General features: G+C 33.8%; 23 protein-coding genes. 8 read left to right on the forward strand and 15 right to left on the reverse strand.

The features are described from left to right. The first annotated feature begins 19 nt into the window (after positions 1-19). From PQ463_RS16785 to nadD, 4 genes are all read left to right on the forward strand, one after another. Positions 20-367, forward strand: coding sequence for an arsenate reductase family protein (locus tag PQ463_RS16785; RefSeq protein ID WP_274254653.1), 348 nt, complete (start codon positions 20-22; stop codon positions 365-367). 104 nt (positions 368-471) lie between these two features. Continuing rightward, positions 472-1332: a YicC/YloC family endoribonuclease gene (locus tag PQ463_RS16790; protein ID WP_111425235.1), complete on the forward strand. Its 861-nt coding sequence runs from the start codon at positions 472-474 to the stop codon at positions 1330-1332. A 132-nt stretch (positions 1333-1464) separates the two neighbouring features. Beyond that, a complete protein-coding gene (gene gmk / locus PQ463_RS16795) occupies positions 1465-2037 on the forward strand; it encodes a guanylate kinase (protein ID WP_274254654.1) in 573 nt (190 codons plus the stop codon). A gap of 108 nt (positions 2038-2145) precedes the next feature. Beyond that, positions 2146-2727, forward strand: coding sequence for a nicotinate (nicotinamide) nucleotide adenylyltransferase (nadD, locus tag PQ463_RS16800; RefSeq protein ID WP_111425237.1), 582 nt, complete (start codon positions 2146-2148; stop codon positions 2725-2727). A 110-nt stretch (positions 2728-2837) separates the two neighbouring features. Here nadD and PQ463_RS16805 read toward each other — a convergent pair whose 3' ends face one another. The 11 genes from PQ463_RS16805 to PQ463_RS16855 all read right to left on the reverse strand — a co-directional run bounded on the left by PQ463_RS16805 (position 2838) and on the right by PQ463_RS16855 (position 11078). Beyond that, positions 2838-4307 (reverse strand): nicotinate phosphoribosyltransferase, encoded by a 1470-nt coding sequence (locus PQ463_RS16805; protein WP_274254655.1) that lies wholly within the window; start codon positions 4305-4307, stop codon positions 2838-2840. Then, on the reverse strand, positions 4304-4765 hold the full coding sequence (locus PQ463_RS16810) for a nucleoside 2-deoxyribosyltransferase domain-containing protein (protein ID WP_274254656.1): 462 nt from the start codon (positions 4763-4765) through the stop codon (positions 4304-4306). The genes PQ463_RS16805 and PQ463_RS16810 overlap by 4 nt, the downstream gene beginning before the upstream one ends. A gap of 2 nt (positions 4766-4767) precedes the next feature. Continuing rightward, complete coding sequence (locus PQ463_RS16815; RefSeq protein WP_274254657.1) at positions 4768-5499, reverse strand: metallophosphoesterase family protein; 732 nt, start codon at positions 5497-5499, stop codon at positions 4768-4770. A 2-nt stretch (positions 5500-5501) separates the two neighbouring features. Beyond that, complete coding sequence (locus tag PQ463_RS16820) at positions 5502-6341, reverse strand: ADP-ribosylglycohydrolase family protein (protein WP_274254658.1); 840 nt, start codon at positions 6339-6341, stop codon at positions 5502-5504. A gap of 19 nt (positions 6342-6360) precedes the next feature. Beyond that, on the reverse strand, positions 6361-6909 hold the full coding sequence (locus PQ463_RS16825) for an RNA 2'-phosphotransferase (protein WP_274254659.1): 549 nt from the start codon (positions 6907-6909) through the stop codon (positions 6361-6363). Positions 6910-6942: 33 nt separating this feature from the next. Beyond that, entirely contained in the window at positions 6943-7467 is a 525-nt protein-coding gene (locus tag PQ463_RS16830; protein WP_274254660.1) for an O-acetyl-ADP-ribose deacetylase, read from the reverse strand. A 10-nt stretch (positions 7468-7477) separates the two neighbouring features. Then, positions 7478-8005 carry a riboflavin biosynthesis intermediates N-glycosidase gene (ybiA, locus tag PQ463_RS16835; protein ID WP_274254661.1) on the reverse strand — a complete coding sequence of 176 codons (528 nt, stop codon included), beginning with the start codon at positions 8003-8005 and terminating at the stop codon, positions 7478-7480. Positions 8006-8037: 32 nt separating this feature from the next. Continuing rightward, the gene (gene prs / locus PQ463_RS16840) at positions 8038-8871 is read right to left on the reverse strand and encodes a ribose-phosphate diphosphokinase (protein WP_274254662.1); all 834 of its coding nucleotides are present in this window, start codon (positions 8869-8871) and stop codon (positions 8038-8040) included. Positions 8872-8945: 74 nt separating this feature from the next. After that, positions 8946-9638, reverse strand: a complete 693-nt coding sequence (locus PQ463_RS16845) for an NUDIX hydrolase (RefSeq protein WP_274254663.1) — start codon at positions 9636-9638, stop codon at positions 8946-8948. Between the two features lie 110 nt (positions 9639-9748). Further along, the gene (locus PQ463_RS16850) at positions 9749-10105 is read right to left on the reverse strand and encodes a PKD domain-containing protein (RefSeq protein WP_274254664.1); all 357 of its coding nucleotides are present in this window, start codon (positions 10103-10105) and stop codon (positions 9749-9751) included. A 67-nt stretch (positions 10106-10172) separates the two neighbouring features. Next, on the reverse strand, positions 10173-11078 hold the full coding sequence (locus PQ463_RS16855) for a LysR family transcriptional regulator (protein ID WP_274254665.1): 906 nt from the start codon (positions 11076-11078) through the stop codon (positions 10173-10175). Positions 11079-11164: 86 nt separating this feature from the next. Between PQ463_RS16855 and PQ463_RS16860 the strand changes: the two genes are divergently transcribed. The 3 genes from PQ463_RS16860 to PQ463_RS16870 all read left to right on the forward strand — a co-directional run bounded on the left by PQ463_RS16860 (position 11165) and on the right by PQ463_RS16870 (position 14606). After that, the gene (locus PQ463_RS16860) at positions 11165-11926 is read left to right on the forward strand and encodes a type 1 glutamine amidotransferase domain-containing protein (RefSeq protein ID WP_274254666.1); all 762 of its coding nucleotides are present in this window, start codon (positions 11165-11167) and stop codon (positions 11924-11926) included. A gap of 156 nt (positions 11927-12082) precedes the next feature. Next, positions 12083-13240: an iron-containing alcohol dehydrogenase gene (locus tag PQ463_RS16865; RefSeq protein ID WP_274254667.1), complete on the forward strand. Its 1158-nt coding sequence runs from the start codon at positions 12083-12085 to the stop codon at positions 13238-13240. Between the two features lie 370 nt (positions 13241-13610). After that, positions 13611-14606 carry an NAD(P)H-dependent glycerol-3-phosphate dehydrogenase gene (locus PQ463_RS16870; RefSeq protein WP_274254668.1) on the forward strand — a complete coding sequence of 332 codons (996 nt, stop codon included), beginning with the start codon at positions 13611-13613 and terminating at the stop codon, positions 14604-14606. Between the two features lie 173 nt (positions 14607-14779). Here PQ463_RS16870 and PQ463_RS16875 read toward each other — a convergent pair whose 3' ends face one another. From PQ463_RS16875 to PQ463_RS16890, 4 genes are all read right to left on the reverse strand, one after another. Further along, positions 14780-15187 carry a hypothetical protein gene (locus PQ463_RS16875; protein ID WP_111365565.1) on the reverse strand — a complete coding sequence of 136 codons (408 nt, stop codon included), beginning with the start codon at positions 15185-15187 and terminating at the stop codon, positions 14780-14782. A 91-nt stretch (positions 15188-15278) separates the two neighbouring features. Further along, a complete protein-coding gene (locus tag PQ463_RS16880; protein WP_198855280.1) occupies positions 15279-16298 on the reverse strand; it encodes a phenylalanine--tRNA ligase subunit alpha in 1020 nt (339 codons plus the stop codon). A gap of 84 nt (positions 16299-16382) precedes the next feature. Next, positions 16383-16832: a hypothetical protein gene (locus PQ463_RS16885; RefSeq protein WP_274254669.1), complete on the reverse strand. Its 450-nt coding sequence runs from the start codon at positions 16830-16832 to the stop codon at positions 16383-16385. Between the two features lie 184 nt (positions 16833-17016). After that, on the reverse strand, positions 17017-17373 hold the full coding sequence (locus PQ463_RS16890; protein ID WP_111377556.1) for a hypothetical protein: 357 nt from the start codon (positions 17371-17373) through the stop codon (positions 17017-17019). Between the two features lie 245 nt (positions 17374-17618). Here PQ463_RS16890 and PQ463_RS16895 point away from each other — a divergent pair, with 245 nt between their 5' ends. Beyond that, positions 17619-18164, forward strand: coding sequence for a CvpA family protein (locus PQ463_RS16895; RefSeq protein WP_274254670.1), 546 nt, complete (start codon positions 17619-17621; stop codon positions 18162-18164). Positions 18165-18241: the final 77 nt, after the last annotated feature.

Genomic DNA, 18241 nt, shown 5'->3' on the forward strand with positions numbered 1-18241 from the left:
CTAACAAATTCATAAAATAATGAACAAAATATACTATTTATCGTCTTGCGACACTTGTAGAAAAATCATCAAAAGTTTACCTGAAAACAATTTAGTCTTTCAAGACATCAGACAAGATCCAATTACAGAAGAACAATTGGAAGAAATGCACAAACTTGCTGGAAGCTACGAGGCTTTATTCAGCAGAAAAGCACAGTTATACAAATCAATGGGACTTAAAGATCAAACTCTAACAGAAGCCGATTATAAAAAATACATTTTAGAACATTACACGTTCTTAAGCCGTCCAGTTTTTATCATTGATGGTAAAATTTACATCGGCAACAGCCAAAAAAATGTAGCCGAAGTGATAAATGCTTTAAGCTAAAAAGCTATTTTCTTTTCTGTTAAACTGAAAACTGCGACTGAATACTAATTTCCAAGTAAATAGAGCAAACTTTTATTTATCTTTGCGCCTTTATACTCAATTATATGATACAATCTATGACAGGGTTTGGCAAAGCTTCTTTGCAATTGCCTACAAAAAAAATTACCGTTGAAGTAAAATCCCTAAACAGTAAAGGTTTAGATTTGAATGTAAGAATGCCATCGGTTTACCGCGAGATGGAACTTGGATTACGTACTCTTATTTCGACTAAGCTGGAAAGAGGAAAAATTGATTTTGCAATCTATGTAGAAAGTACTGCAGAACAAACTTCAACTAAAGTAAACGTACCTGTTGTAAAAAATTATATCGCACAGTTAAAAGAGGTAAATCCAGATGCCGATGAAACTGAATTAATGAAAATGGCTGTTCGTATGCCTGACACATTAAAAACAGAACGCGAAGAAATTGACGAGAATGACTGGGAGCAGATTCAAGTTATCATTGATGAAGCGCTTCAAAATATTTTAAATTTCCGTAAAGACGAAGGAGAATCTCTTGAAAAAGAATTCAACTTAAGAATTGGAAACATTCGTCAATTCATGAACGATACATTGGCTCTTGATCCAGAACGCGTACAAGCCATTAAAGATCGTCTCCAGACTGCAATTTCAGAATTACAGGTTAATGTTGATGAAAACCGCTTTGAACAAGAATTAATCTATTATTTAGAGAAATTAGATATTACCGAAGAAAAAGTTCGTTTAGGCAATCACTTAGATTACTTTATAGAAACCCTAAATGGAACCGAAGCTAACGGAAGAAAACTTGGCTTTATCACTCAAGAAATGGGGCGTGAAATCAATACAATGGGATCTAAATCAAATCACGCACAAATGCAGAAATTGGTCGTAATGATGAAGGATGAATTGGAGAAGATTAAAGAACAAGTTTTAAACGTTTTATAAAAACGCCATAAGCTTTAAGCTATAGGCAATAAGCTAAAAACGAAATCAAATTAAAGCCTAAGGCATGCCGCCTAAAGCTTAGAGCATAAAAAAAGCTTAGAGCATACTGCTTAAAGCCTAAAGCACACAATAATGAACAAAGGAAAATTAATTGTTTTTTCAGCACCCTCAGGCTCGGGAAAAACAACTATCGTAAAACATTTATTAGGTCAAGAAGATTTAAATCTTGAATTTTCGATTTCGGCAGCATCACGTGCACCACGTGGAGAAGAAGTACACGGAAAGGATTATTATTTCATTTCGTTGGAAGAATTCAAAAAACACATTAAGGCAGAGGATTTCTTGGAATGGGAAGAAGTGTATCGAGATAACTTCTACGGTACTTTAAAATCTGAAATTGAAAGAATCTGGGCTATGGGCAAAAATGTAATTTTTGATATTGATGTCGCTGGAGGATTACGTATTAAACATAAATTTCCAGAACAAACTTTAGCCGTTTTCGTAAAACCACCAAGTGTTGACGAACTAAAGCGCAGATTGAAGCAGCGTTCTACAGAAAGCGATGACAAAATCAATATGCGTATCGCAAAAGCATCTGTTGAATTGGCAACTGCTCCCCAATTTGATGTAATTATCAAAAATTATGATTTACCTGTAGCTTTGGAAGAAGCTCATCAATTGGTTAAGGACTTCATAAGTAAATAATTTTATTCCGCAGAGATACACAAAGAAAAACGCAAAGATTCGCCAAGTTGAAATAAAACTTTGCGAATCTTTGTGCTATCTTAGCAACTCCCTATGAAACTCTAGAAAATGAAAATAGGTTTATATTTCGGAACTTACAATCCCATTCATGTTGGTCATTTGATCATTGCCAATCATATGGCAGAGTTTGCAGATTTAGATCAGATTTGGATGGTTGTGACACCACATAATCCGTTAAAAAAGAAATCGACATTATTAGACGATCAGCAGCGTTTGCAAATGGTTTATCTGGCAACAGAAGATTACACGAAGATAAAACCATCAGATATCGAGTTTAAGCTACCTCAGCCTAGTTACACCATAATTACACTTGCTCATCTTAAAGAAAAATACCCAACCCATGAATTCTCTTTAATTATGGGAGAAGATAATTTGAAAACGCTTCATAAATGGAGAAACTACGAAGTGATTCTAGAAAATCATGATATTTATGTGTATCCAAGAATATCTGATGAACCCGAAAATGTCGAATTAAAATCGCATCCAAAAATTCATGTAATTGATGCGCCTATTGTTGAGATTTCTTCGACTTTTATTCGAAACAGCATTAAAGAAGGTAAAAACATTCAGCCTTTATTGCCGCCAAAGGTTTGGGAATATATTGATCATAATAATTTTTATAAGAAGTAATTAAACACAATCTTGTCATTTCTACCAAAGGGAGAAATGACAAACAGAACGTAAAAAACTCAAATCACAAAAAAAGCCTGAATTTAAAAATTCAGGCTTTCGTTTTATAATTAAGCTTCGATACTCACTTCACTTTTTACTCTAGTTCTGATTTCACTCAGCGATTGATCAATCAAAAGTTTTCCATCTCTGAAAATTTCTTTCAATTCGCCTTGTTTTTCTTCTTCCCAAGAAACATTATCAGTTAAATGATACTTGCCGTCTATTAAATCAATTTTCATTAATCCTTTAGCCGATTTTTTGGTTCCGTCATCTGTAATTGGATCTTTGAAGATCGCTCTTCCTTCTCCGTTTACTTCTCCGTAAGTTGCTTTCATCGCAAATCCGAAAGTATCTCTGGTATTATATTGATAAGTAAAAGATCCGATTCCTAAAACCACATTGGTAGAAGCAAAACCTTTTTCTTTTAATCTTTCGCAAATTTGAGTGGCTCTTGCTACCGTAATACTATCTCCGTAAATAGCGCCAATTTGCGGCACCAATTCTTTGAATCCTTTCGCATTTGTTGTTCCGCCAAAAACATCCCAAAGCAATTCGATAACTCCTTTTTTCTCCTGTTCTGTTTTTCCGTTTGGATTTCCGCAGATAATATCAACAGGATCACCACTGTCAGGACGAATTACGACCTTTCCTTCTCTTGAAACGATATCTTCTCTTAATCTTGGAAGATAATCCGTTAAAACTTTCCATAAATCCCAAGTATCAGACACGATAGAAACAATTCCTTTTGGATAAACTTCTGTAATTAATCTTTTAAAAGTCTCATATTCGCCTTCCGTAGTTCCCATGCACATAACAGAATGTTCTGTCGCGGCTACTGAACCTGCAACTAATTCTTGATCTGAGTTGGCATTGTAATATTCTTCTAAGAAATCTATTGCTGGAATAGTATCAGAACCTGTGAAGTTTAATAAATGCCCAGCAGCAGAAGTTACAGCAGCTTCGATTCCGCCCATTCCTCTCATTGAGAAATCGTGCGCCTGCCAATCTACAAATTCTGGAACAGATGAAGTCTGATCTGCGTATTTATCTAAAACTTTTCTATATTCTTTTGCAATTGTAGCCGAGTTACAAGGAAGCCAGATTACAGCAGAAAGCAAAGTTTCGAAATAATTTGTCAGCCAGAAAAATTCTGGAATGGTATTATACATTGTAAACATTGGCACTCTCAAAGGAACGCTTGCTCCTTCTGGCAAAGCTTTAAAAACCATCGGAATGTATCCTAAATCATGCAAATCTTCAATATGTTTAGTTCCAACTTGGTTTTCGCCTAAATAATTATTGATTCTGCGAGCATACTTTGCAACAACTTCTTCTTTTGATTTTTTAAAGAAATACTCTTCAAAGTCATGAATAATATATTTTTTGATGAAATACTGTAATCCGAAAAACACAACTTCATCAACTTCTTCTAATCTAGATTTACGAGGAGTCCAGTTAGAATATACTAATGTTGTTCCGTCTGGATATTGTCTTCTGTGGTCAACTTTGTAACCATCGGTTAATAATAGTGGGTTCATATATTTTTATTTAATAAATTTTGAATCAACTCTTCTAATGTTTTAAATTGTTGTACTGAATATCTTTCGCAAACAATATCAATATTGCCTTTTCGCCAGAAATTCTCTTCAACAACTACTTTCATTTTATTCGATTGCGCATAAAGTCCAAACTCTAGCAACGATATTGGCGACATTGTATTTTCTGCAAAATACATGATAACAATATCTGCTTTTTCAAGTGCATCAAGTTCCCAATTTACCTGTTCCTTAAAATGAATATTTTCTATGGTTTGTGACCAGCTGCTATCCCATTCATTTCTTCTTGGATTAAAAACAACATATTGATCTTGCAGCAATTCTTCGCATTTTTTCTGCCAATCAACCGCTTTATCCATTTCTATAGAACCTGCTAAGAAAATGGTTTTTAAATCAATTTGCAAGGGAATTTCTTCCGGCGCTTTATAAATTTTCTTCATGACTATTTATTTCTTCCTTTTTCATTTGGATAAAATGTTTGCACAACATCACTTTGCCAAAAGACTTTTGTTTGAACATCCAAACAAGTTAATTTACCATAAAAACCTGCTCCTGTATCAATATTCCAAACATTGCAACCTTGCATCGGAATTTCGACATCATAATGAAGTGTTGGCGTATGGCCGATATAAATTTCATTAAAAAGCAATAATCGCTTTGGATAAGAAAGTGAATCTTTTTGGATTCTTTTATCCATCGTCAAAGCCATTTCCCAAAGTGTTCTATCCCAGGAATAATTGGTTTTGTAATGTTCTTTTTCTGGACCATGCATGGATGAAAAACCAGCGTGAATAAACAAATTATTGTTTTCGTCTACAAAGTAATCTTTCATTCCGTTGAAGAATTCGAGATGCTTTTCTTTATCTAAAGAATCAATTCCTTTATAACTTTCTATAGTCGATTTTCCTCCGTGCAAAAACCAAATATCATTTACAACATCATTCTCTAACCATTCCTGACACCAGGCATCATGATTTCCTTTTATAAAAACACATTCCTGCTTTTGAGATAAATCAATAAGAAAATCAATCAATTGTTTCGATTCACTCCAACCGTCAACATAATCTCCCAGAAAAATAAAACGATCATTTTCTGAATAATCAATTCTTTCCAATAACTGAATTAAGGCTTTTAATCCGCCGTGAATATCTCCAAAAACTAAGGTTCTTTTCATGATTAACTAAACTTGTTGTTCAGAGCTACATCCAGTTTTATGAGAAAATCTTTTCCGAATTTATCATTTTCCAATTCTTCATATAGAAACAAAGGCAATGTCTTCTCACAATTCTGTTTCTGACTTAAAATTGCCATAGACAATGCTGCAACTGTATCAGTGTCTCCACCATAACCAATTCCTGTTTTTAGGCAATCTTTCATCGAAACAGCTTCAGAAACCATTTTAATTACAGCTTGCGTGGTTGGATAGCCATGCATATCAATTGGAGAAGTTATTCTATAGTTTTCATTTTCTTTTAAAGTCTCGTTCAAAAAATCTGTCAAAGTAGATCCATCACCAAGATTATACTTAAAATAATGAACTGCCAAAGCAATGCGTTTCGCACAGCTTATTCCTTCAACCGTATTATGAGAAGTTTTTGCCTGAATCTCACAGAACTCGAGTATTTGTTTGATATCTTTTAAATGTCCAATTGAATATGCTCTCATTGCAGAGCCATTTCCGCTGCTTCCATTATCAATTATTTTGATAAAATCGGAGCCATTTTTACTGGCATCTAAAGCATTGTAAACTCGGTCTGAATAACCGCGTCTTTTATCTCTATGAAATACCTCAACAAACTTATCTGCTACTTTTATCTCGTTCCAATTATCATCTTCAAGCAGCAATTCTGAAATCGCAATTGCCATTTGAGTATCATCAGTATATTTTTTATAAATCTCTGTATACATTCCGTGTTTATCATACTGAGTCAGATTATTGTTTTTAGAAATAAAATCTAAATCTCTAAATTCAAAACCTGCACCGTATGCGTCGCCTATTGCTGCTTCTAAAATCATAATTGTTGTGTTTGATTATTTAAGATTTAAATTCGATATACTTTGCTGGAACTTCATCTGTCAACCAAACATTGTTTTCAGACAAATAAAATTTAAATCCGTCTCTATGCATAGCACCGCTTCTAACGGTCAAAATTTGCGGAACTCCTCTTCTACTTCCCACTTTTGTTGCGGTCTCTTTGTCTTTGGAAAGATGCACATGCTGACGGCTCATTTTCTTTAAGCCTTCTTTCTGAATACTTTCCATGAATTTCCCAACAGTTCCGTGATACAGATATTCTAGAGGTTCTGTTTCGGCTAAATTCAATTCCACCGAAATCGAATGCCCCTGACTTGCACGGATTCTAGTTTTATCTTCGTTATAAGCAAAACGCTTTTTATCGTTATTTTCTACTACGTAATCTAAAAGTTCGGCATCGAGACGATTCCCTTTTTTAGTACATTTTTCTATTAATTCATTGACATCTGCCCAACCGTTTTCGTCTAATTTCAATCCGATTTTTTCTGGCGAATGTCTGAGCACCAAACTCAAAAATTTGCTGACGCTCTTTGCTATATTTTCATTCATAATTAATATTTTTTTTCTACCGATGAAATGTTCCTACGGAACATCTTCGATCTGCAAAAGACTTTTGTAAATCTTATAATTTTCATCATCGAAACAGACAAATATCACTTTTTCTATTTCAACAGATTTTTCAAAATCTTTTATGGTTTTTACAGCAATTTCTGCTGCTTTATTTTTTGGAAAATGATAAATTCCAGTACTGATATTCGGAAAAGCAATAGATTTTACTCCATTTTCAATAGCAAGTTTCAAGCTGTTTTTATAACAATCAACCAGTAATTTAGATTTTTCTTCTTTATCGCCATTCCAAACAGGACCAACAGTATGAATAACATATTTAGATGGCAAATTTCCCGCGGTTGTTATAACGGCTTCACCTGTTTTACATCCTCCTTGTTTATTTCGGATTTGGATGCATTCCTCTAAAATAGCTTTTCCTCCCTTTCTATGAATTGCTCCGTCAACTCCTCCTCCACCTAACAGGGAAGTATTTGCCGCATTAACAATCGCATCAACTTCAATTTCTGTTATATCTGCTTTTAGAAGTTCTATTTTCATTTCTCAAAATTTATCTCAATTCATCTCTAACCTCCATCAAAGCAAAACCTAAAAGATTCAAACCTTTCCATTTCTTAGGATTTGATGCATCTGTATGATCGCTAGCCATTCCGATTCCCCAAATTGGATCTACAGGACTTGCTTCTACAATCACTCTATCGTTTGTGCTTAAAAGAAAGGTTTTCAAATCTGGATTTTGACTGAATTTGTGAAAGTTTCCTTCTTTTACGATTTCAAATCGGTTTTCTAACCAGATTTTATCATCGTAGTTTCTCACTTTACGACCTAATTTTTTGGCTTCGGCAGGAGAATTACACTTTATGATTTTTTCTAAAATTTCTCGATCATTAAACAATTCAGCCTTTTTTGCCATCATCCAATGTTCAGCTGTTTTATAAGTCACGCCATCAACTTCAAAAGAACTTAACCACCATTGGCTGAAACATGTTTTAGTAACTGTTCCGTCTTTACTTGGCTGATGTCCCCAGAAAAGTAAAAATTTACTTTCTGGAGCTATAGTATCTATATTGTATTTCATTTTGTTAGTGTTTTTGTTTAAACTTGAAACATTTAAACTAATTGATCCAATCCAATCACCTTAACGCTTTCTCCTTCAAAATCTTTAAAAGAATTCGTAGTATAAATTCCGTCGAAACAGTTTAAAACTTCAAACCCTTTATTGAAAATTCCGTGGCTTACGGCTAAGTATAATTTACCAGCGTTTTTCTTTTTCAATTCTTCCGCTAATCCTACGAAAGTTCCTCCTCCATCGCAGATATCGTCTACAATCAAACAATCCATTCCTTGCAAATCATCATTGTAAACTTTAAAACCAGATAATTTCCCTGTTTTTACATCACGGCTTTTACTGCATTCTACAACCTCAACACCTCCTAAAAACTCAGATACTTTGTAGATTTTCTTCAAAGCGCCTCCATCTGGAGAAATTAGTTTCACATCATTTCCAATGTTTTCTAAAACTGCTTTTATAAAAGTATAATTCGGAATCACTGTACTATTATTCAACAAAGCCGGAGTAACTTCAGAGTGCGCATCAAAAACAAAAACTTTGTTCAACTGCATTGCATTTATAATATCAGCATACACTTTTACAGATAACGGTTCGCCAGGAATCATAACACGATCTTGTCTAGCAGCTGGAAAATACGGAATAAAAAGATCTATGATTTTAACATCCATTCTACGTAACGCATCTACTGTAACACACAACAAACCTAAATCGTTGAATGAATTTAGTCTATGTGTAATAGTCACTTTTCTATTGGCATCAAAATCTGGAGCAATTTTAATGTGTGGTTCTCCGCCAGAAAATGTAAAACTTTGAAATTTGATTTCTTCCTGATTTTGAAATGGAGCGAATTTTGGATCGAGATTTAGTATCATAGCTTTTTAGTTTGCGTTAATTATACGCAAATGTAGAATTAAATTTTAAATAAACAATTTGTTTTGTGTAAAAATTACGCAAACTTTATTTCGAAGTGAAAGCCTTTATCAATTAACTCATTATATTTCAATTTATTAAACTTAAAAAGCTTTGCCGGACGGCCTGTTTTAATTGGTGAAAATTTTTCTGTTTCTTCTAAAATACCATAGCTCAGTATTTTTTTTCTAAAGTTTCTGCGGTCGATTTCTTTTTCTAAAATCGTGCAGTAAAGGTTTTCAAGATCTGAAAACAAGAATTCTTCTGGAAGTAAATCGAAACCAATTGGTTCGTATGTCAATTTGGCTTTGAGCCTTTCTATTCCTTTTTCTAAGATCAAATTATGGTCGAATGCCAAAGGTGGAATTTCATCTATCTTAAACCACTGTACTCGTTCGGCATCTGTATCAGCTTTAATCTCCAAATTCGAGGCATCAACTAAAGCATAATATGCCACTGAAATAACTCGGTTTCTAGAATCTCTGTAAATATCATCTCCAAAAGTGTACAACTGTTCCATAAAAGTCAATTGTACATTGGTTTCTTCATGCAATTCGCGAATAACAGCATCACTCAAAGATTCATCATTTTGAACTAAACCTCCAGGCAATGCCCAATATTTTTCTGCCGAACCAAATTTCTGTTCAATCAAAAGCGCATATAAACCATTGTTTTTATATCCGAAAACAATTGCATCTACAGCAATTCTAATATTTTGCAATTTTTCCATAATCCTAAATCCTATCAAACAAATATAACGAATGAGAGCCAATTTTATAATCTAATGCAAAAGCTTAAATTATAAAATTGACTCTCAAATATTATTTGCTATTTCTTCCTCTAATTTACTGTTACAGTTCTTTTAGGAACTGAAGTACATTCTCCACCATCTTTTTTAACCGTAACTTCAGCTTTAGCTTCATATGTACCTGCTGCAGCATAAGTATGTGTAACTGTTGTTCCTGTGCCTGAAGTTCCATCTCCAAAAGTCCATTTTACAGAAACCAAAGTTCCTGTTCCTGAATACTCAACTGAATAATTCATCAATTTCGGATTATTAGGATCTGTAGAATTATGTAGTTTAACGTAAATAGATTCTGCAAGACAATCTACTATCGCTTCATCATCGCTTTTACTACACGAATTACTTATCAGTACAGCTGCAATAAGAACTAACATTGTTGCAATCTTTTTCATTTTTGAAAATTTTAGTGGTTTATATATCAAAATTACACTTTTAAGGTACGCAAATACATGATCTAAATCATAATCTATTTCCGAAAAATAGCTTTAATTCTTTTTCAATAATATCAAAAAAGGACTTTAAGTTATTATTCTTTGGGGTCAATAAATACACAAATTCTTCGGGAACATGAAAACTATTCCAAACCAGTTGCAGCTTATTTTCTTTAATATAATTTCTTGCATTGCAATTCCAAGTCGCAGCGATTCCTTCATTTTTAGCTAAAAGTCTAAGCATTTCAGATTCTGAAGGAATAATATAGTTTGGAACCATCGAAGGTCTTTTTTTATTAAAAGCGTGTAGCCAAAATAGTTTTATATGCGGAATTCGGGCATCATGGCTGTACCATTTTTGTGCATTAAGCCATTGCTCTATTTCATTGTAATTATCTGCTTTCAATTTCTGGCGGAATTCCGTTATGTCCAAAGAGGTTGGAGCAACCAGAATCAATTTAATTTTCCCTACGATTTCATAAGTTGTATCAAAAGTGTCAAATCTTTTTGTGGTAATTGCAAAGTCTAATTTTTTAGCGTCTACTAAAGCAAAAAGCTCATCGTTTTCTGCAAAAGTAAAATCGATTAAATCAAACTTCGAAATTAAAAGATTTCCAATGCAGTCAAAAAGATGTTTTGAGACTCCAACAGAAATTAACCGAGTAGCATCTTCCGCCTTTGCACGAAAACCAGTTTCGACACTTTCCAGACGATCAAGCGCATCTATTATCAAATTATTCAGTAACTTAGCGTATTCGGTTGGCTCTACCCCTTTTGACTTCCGATTAAATAATTTATTTCCAACGTGCGCTTCAAGCATTGAAATCTGCTGACTTACGGCAGGCTGACTCATAAACAACTCTTTTGCAGCGATCGAAAAATTACCATTTTTATAAACCGCTTTAAATGTTCTGTACCATTCTAGATTTACCATGATATAATTTTATTTATAACAAACATAGTTTATTTTATTTTTACTGATATCACTTTCGGCGTAAATTTGTTCAAAATTTAATATTTATGAAGAAAATAACGCTATTCGCAATAACTGCATTTACAGCTGTAAGCATTTCAGCTGAGGCTCAAAAATCAAACAAGAAGAGTATGAAAAAGGTATTATTTGTTGTTACCAGCAATGATAAACTGGGCAATACAGGAGAAAAAACAGGATTCTGGTCAGAAGAATTTGCTGCACCATATTACGAATTATTAGATCAAGGAGTAGAAATTACAATTGTATCTCCGCTTGGAGGTCAGCCACCAATTGATCCTAAAAGCGCTGATCCGGCATCGGCAACTGAAGACACAAAACGTTTTGATGCTGATAAGGTTTTACAGGAAAAACTAAAAAACACTTTAAAACTTTCGACAGTAAACCAAAAAGATTATGATGCTGTATTTTATCCAGGAGGCCACGGTCCGCTTTGGGATTTAGTCCAAGATAGAAGTTCTATCGCTTTAATCGAATCTTTTTACACCCACAATAAACCAGTAGCGTTTGTTTGTCATGCTCCTGCCGTTTTAAAAAATGTAAAAGTAAACGGCGAATATTTAGTAAAAGGTAAAAAAATAACCGGATTTACAAATGACGAAGAAGAAGCGGTTGGTTTAACAAAAGTTGTTCCGTTTTTATTGGAAGATGCTCTCGCTTCAAACGGAGGAATTTTTTCTAAAGGACCAAACTGGCAGCCATACGCTGTTGAAGACGGACTTTTGATTACAGGTCAAAATCCAGCGTCATCAAAACTCGTAGCTGATAAATTGTTACAAAAATTGAATTAAAAGGTACTATCCCGATAGCTATCGGGACTGAGTTGCTAAGAGACTAAGTTTTCTTTTAGCAACTTAGATTTTTATCAAAAATTAAAATAATAAAATTAACCAGATGCTAAAAAACTTAGAATCTTAGCAGCTTAGCATCTCAGAAACTCTAAAAACATGCTCAACTTTGAATTATACAATCCGACGAACTTAGTTTTCGGAAAAGGACAAATTGAAAAACTTTCGACTTTAGTACCAAAAGACGCAAAAATTCTTTTGGCTTACGGTGGCGGAAGTATTTTTAAAAATGGTATTTACGACCAAGTAATCAATAATCTTAAAGGTTTTGAAATCGTAGAATTTGGCGGAATAGAACCAAACCCAAGATTTGAAACTTTAATGAAAGCTGTTGATGTGATTAAGGCAGAAAAAATCGATTTTATTTTGGCTGTCGGTGGTGGATCTGTAATTGACGGCGTGAAATTTATTTCGGGCGCAGTTCATTTTGAAGGAAATCCGATTGACATTCTTCAAAAAAGAATTTTAATTAAAGAAAATGCTATGCCGTTTGGAACTGTTTTGACACTTCCAGCAACAGGAAGCGAAATGAACTCAGGATATGTAGTAACGATTGAAGCGACTCAGGAAAAATTATCTTCTGGCGGAAGTGCTTTGTTTCCAAAATTCTCTATTTGTGACCCAACTGTAATTTCTTCTTTACCAAAAAGACAAATCGAAAATGGCGTTGTAGATGCGTACACACACGTTATGGAGCAATATTTAACGTATCCAACCGATGCTTTTCTTCAAGATAGAATTGCTGAAGGAATTTTACAAACATTGATTGAAGTTGGTCCTGGCGTTGTACAAAACCCAACCGATTATACTTTGGCTTCTAATTTTATGTGGAGCTGTACAATGGCTTTGAACGGATTGATTCAGAAAGGTGTTCCAAGCGATTGGGCGACTCACATGATTGGTCACGAATTGACAGCACTGTACGAAATTGATCATGCTAGAACTTTGGCGATAATTGGGCCAAGTCTGTACCATGTAATGTTTGAAACTAAAAAAGCAAAATTAGCACAATACGGAAGACGAATTTTCAACTTAACAGGTTCTGATGAAGAAGTAGCAAAAGAAGCCATTAACAAAACCGTTGAATTTTTCCATACAATGGGAATGGACACTAAACTTTCTCAATACACAGAAGACTATTCTAAAACAGCAGATTTTATCGTAAATCGCTTTGAAGAAAGAGGCTGGAAAGGTTTAGGAGAAAATCAATTAGTGACTTTAGATAAAGTAAAATCAATTGTTGAACTTAGTTACTAAAAATAAATTCCAAATTTTAAAAAATTCCAAATTCCAATACGTCTAAGATTGGAATTTGGAATTTCTTTATTTTAATTTTTAAAATTTTGGAATTTCATAAAAAAGGCGTTCTTAACAAGTTTAGGAACGCCTTTTCAAAATACTAAAACAAAACTAACTAACTCAATTTTTTTTAAATTCATTAAAATTCTAATTTATAAACTATTATAACGGAAGGTGATTATTTTTTATTGTATCGCATTTTAAAAAAATATTTTACGCTTAAACTTCTTGAAAGTCATTGCAATTAAAGAGGTTTGCCAAATTTCTTAAAGCAGATTTTGCTTTATTAGCACATTATTAAGTACTTTTGTTTCAAATTAATAAAATAATGAGCGAAAAGTTAAAATTTGCAGTAATTGGAGGAGGAAGTTGGGCAACGGCAATTGCCAAAATGTTATGTGTGAATCTTTCAGAAATTGCGTGGTATATGCGTAATGAATCTGCAATTGAACATCTTCAGAAATACAAACACAATCCGAACTATTTAAGTTCTGTTGAATTTGACACCAACAAACTTAAACTGACAAGCAATATAAACGAAGCAATAGAATATGCAGATTACATCATTTTTGCTATTCCTTCAGCTTTCTTAGATGCCGAATTAAAAAACATGACGGTTTCTTTATCAGATAAAATTATTTTTTCTGCTATTAAAGGTATCGTTCCAAAAACGAGCTTAATTGTCGGCGAACATTTCCATATTCAATACGACATTCCATATTACAACATTGGAGTTATTACAGGACCTTGTCACGCAGAGGAAGTTGCTTTAGAAAGACTTTCTTACCTAACAATTGCATGTGGTGATCCAGAAAAAGCTTGTACTGTAGCAAAAACTCTTTCAGGAAATTATATCAAAGCCAAAATTTCAGACGACATTATCGGAACTGAATATGCCGCAATGCTAAAAAACATTTATTCAATCGCAGCCGGAATTGCACATGGTCTAGGTTATGGAGACAACTTCCAGTCGGTTTTAATGAGTAACGCGATTCGCGAAATGAAGAAGTTCATTAGAAAAGTGCATAAAATGAAACGTAACATCAACGATTCGGCTTATTTGGGCGATTTGTTGGTTACAGGATATTCTGTTTTCTCTAGAAATAGAATGTTCGGAAATATGATCGGAAAAGGATATACTGTAAAAAGTGCCATGATGGAAATGAGCATGGTTGCTGAAGGTTACTATGCAACAAAAAGTGCTTATAAACTAAATCAAGGTTACGGAGCAAAAACGCCAATTATAGACGCTGTTTACGCTGTTTTATATGAAGGAAAAGACGCTAAAACAGTTTTCAAGAAATTGACTGAGTCTTTAGATTAAGTAGCCAGTGGTCAGGTATTTAGTGTTCAGTCTCAGTATTCAGTTTTAATAAAAACAAAAAGTCCGAAAAAATATATTTTTTCGGACTTTTTGTTTTTTTAATATTTTCAGGTTCCAAATGTAAGCTGAATACTGAGACTGCGACTGAACACTAAATACCTGACCACTGAATACTATTTCACCATAATCCCTTCAACAAACAAAATCGGCACCTCTTCCGTATTATTTTCGTCAAGCGAATTGGCTTTAAAAATAAACTTCTTATCGTACAAAGTATTTCCGATGAAGAAAGTCACCATAAACTCATTATTAAGCGCTAAAAGGCTTTTTTCTACCAATTCTATCTTAACGACAGAAACAGAAGGAACCTCAACAAACGCATGACGCAGAATGGAAGTTTTTTTCATTTCTCCATCAATAGTTCCAAATGCTTTTGAAACTACCATTACGCTATCTAAGTTAAAATCACTATCATTAACCAAATAAGCATACCACACTTTTTCCATAAAATCGTCGCTCCATTCCTGCACAGCAGCAAGAAATACGTTTTCAACTTCTGGAATAATTATATCTTTTTTCATATGAGTCAAAAGTTTTAAAGTCGAAAGTCGAAAGTCAAAAGCCATCACTCTGAGACTTTTGACTTTCGACTTTACAACTTTATGACTTAAATTAAATATTTGCTTTAAACTGCTCTAAGAAACGAACATCATTTTCGTAGAACATACGAATATCTCCAATTTGGTATAAAAGCATCGCAATACGCTCTACTCCCATTCCGAAAGCAAAACCATTGTATTCATCTGGATTGATATCACAGTTTTTCAAAACGTTTGGATCAACCATTCCGCAACCTCCAATTTCTAACCAACCCGTTCCTTTTGTGATACGGTAATCAGTTTCTGTTTTTAGTCCCCAATAAATATCAATTTCGGCACTTGGCTCTGTAAATGGGAAATATGACGGACGAAGACGAATCTTAGATTTTCCGAACATTTCTTTTGTGAAATAAAGCAATGTTTGTTTCAAATCAGCAAAAGACACATCTTTGTCAATGTATAATCCTTCCACTTGATGGAAAATACAGTGCGAACGAGATGAAATAGCTTCATTACGGAAAACGCGTCCTGGAGAAATCGTACGAATTGGCGGTTTATGATTTTCCATATAACGCACCTGAACAGATGATGTATGCGTACGCAACAACACATCAGGATTGGTCTGAATGAAAAACGTATCTTGCATATCACGCGCTGGGTGATATTCTGGTAAGTTCAATGCTGTAAAGTTATGCCAGTCGTCTTCAATTTCTGGTCCTTCAGAAACGTTGAATCCGATATTAGCAAAAATATCTATAATCTGATTTTTAACGATAGAAATTGGGTGGCGCGAACCAATAATCACTGGTTCTGCAGCACGTGTTAAATCTCCAAAAATTCCTTTAGACTCTTCTTTGCTTTCAAGCTCTTCCTGAATAACTCTTACTTTTTCTTCAGCAACAGCTTTTAAAGTATTAATTACTTGTCCAAAATCCTTTTTCTGGTCGTTTGGAATATTTTTAAATTCAGTAAAAAGTTCTTTCAGCAAACCTTTACTTCCTAAATATTTAATACGGAATTGTTCTAACGATTCTTTATTCTTCTCATTAAAGGCTTTAGCTTCCTCTATGTGCTGTTTTATCTTATCTATCATTTTCCTTCGATAATTGAGAGTACAAATTTAGTGTTTTTAGTTGAAACTGTGCGGTCACAGTCGCAGTTTTCGGTTTTCTGTAAATTATTTTATCAGATTTAACTTTTCTTCAATTTGTTTAATCTTTACATGCCAATAATCTAAACCTTCCTGATTGGTTACGGTTTCCTTTCTAAAATTCGAAGAAATACGATTTAATTCATGCCAGTTTTTATTTGAATCCCGTTCTTTTTCTTGTTTTGTAGCAGGTTCAATTCTGGTGCGCCAAAAATCCATATTTTTAAAATAGGTTTTTTTTATGCCTTCAAAATACTCTACTAATTTTTCTTTTGAATTCGGAATATAACCGGGCCCGCTGCATCCGCAAGAGTGAAATGTAAGACCAACAGAAAACAAACTTTTAATATGTTCCCACATTTTGACATCGTCTTTTTTAGGCGATTCGAAATCCAGTCCCATATTGGCCATAAATTCACCACATTGCGGACATTTGGCTTCAAAAACCGATGCTTCTCCTTTTTTTATATCAACCATCAATCTTCTTTTAAATGTTTTTCGACAATTAAAACAAGCATAATGAGGTTTATAAGATGTCATGGCGTATCTGCACATTTTTTCAGTAGTCAGTGATCAGGTTATTAGTGTTCAGTTTCCGCTTACTTAGTCACAGTTTACAACACTGAACACTAGGCAACTGAAGACTGAACACTAAAAAAATCTATTCAATAAGTTTCCTTTCCAAAAAATAACTCACAATCGCTTCTTTCATTAAAACCGATTGTTCACCTGCTTTTAACGGTGGCAAATTTTCTTTTACTTTGTAATGAGGCCAGCCTTCATCGTCGAAATATTCGAATTCGTAAAAACCGTATGGCTCCAGCAATCGACAGATTGCAATGTGCATTAAATTCAGTTTTTCGTCTTTCTTGTATTCACGGTGCACTTTTCCGTATTCCTGAACTCCGATTAGGTAAATTATAGCATCCAAATCTAAATCTTCGCCTTGCGAAAATTGATTGGAAAGTATATCAACGAGCTTTTCCCATCGCTCTTTTAATTGTGTATCTCTAGACATTTAATTTATGTTTTTTGATTGTAGATTTTAGATTGCTGATTAAAAATCAATTCTGAGGGGGCAGAATCGCAATCTATATTCTAAATTTTGATTTGCAAAGATACAGAGTTCGAACTCAATGTGCCTAAAAAAAAATGAACCCATAAAATTACAGCTGTTGTAAAACCTACGAACCTTTGTCTCTCTGCACCTTTGAACCTTAAAAAAAGATATATCTTTGCGCCTTTATTAAACACCCGTAAAAAATGAGTTTTTTTGATATTATTGTAGCCGCGCTTTTAGGATACAGTTTGTATAAAGGCATTAAAAATGGACTTTTTGTAGAAGTTGCCTCTTTTATTTCCTTGTTGTTAGGAATTTATCTTGCCATTAAATTTTCATCTTTAATGACAGGATGGATTTCAAAACATGTTTCTTGGAATCCGACCAATATTCAAATTACGGCTTTTATCCTGACTTTTATTTTAGTTGTCATTGGCGTTTATTTCTTGGCAAAAATTTTAACTGGAATTGCCGATTTTGCCATGCTTGGCTGGATGAATAAACTCGGTGGTGGATTTTTCAGGATTTTAAAAACGATTTTAATACTGAGTATTTTTATTGCTTTGTTTGAGAAAATCAATTTCAATAATACATTCGCCAAAAAGGAAACTTTAGACAGTTATATTTTTTATAATCCGGTGAAAAAAGTGGCTGCTTTTGTATACCCATCGATTGAAAAATGGTACGAAACGTTTAAAAAGGAACATTCTGAGAAACCAGAAGAAGAAAAAGAACAGACAGAAAAATAATATTTTGGTCGTTCAAAATTGAATTAAACCCGACAGGTTTTTGAAACTTGTCGGGTTTGTTTTTTGAATTGCCTCCA

Origin of the sequence: Flavobacterium sp. KACC 22763, from assembly GCF_028736155.1 — a bacterium.
Classification (GTDB): domain Bacteria; phylum Bacteroidota; class Bacteroidia; order Flavobacteriales; family Flavobacteriaceae; genus Flavobacterium.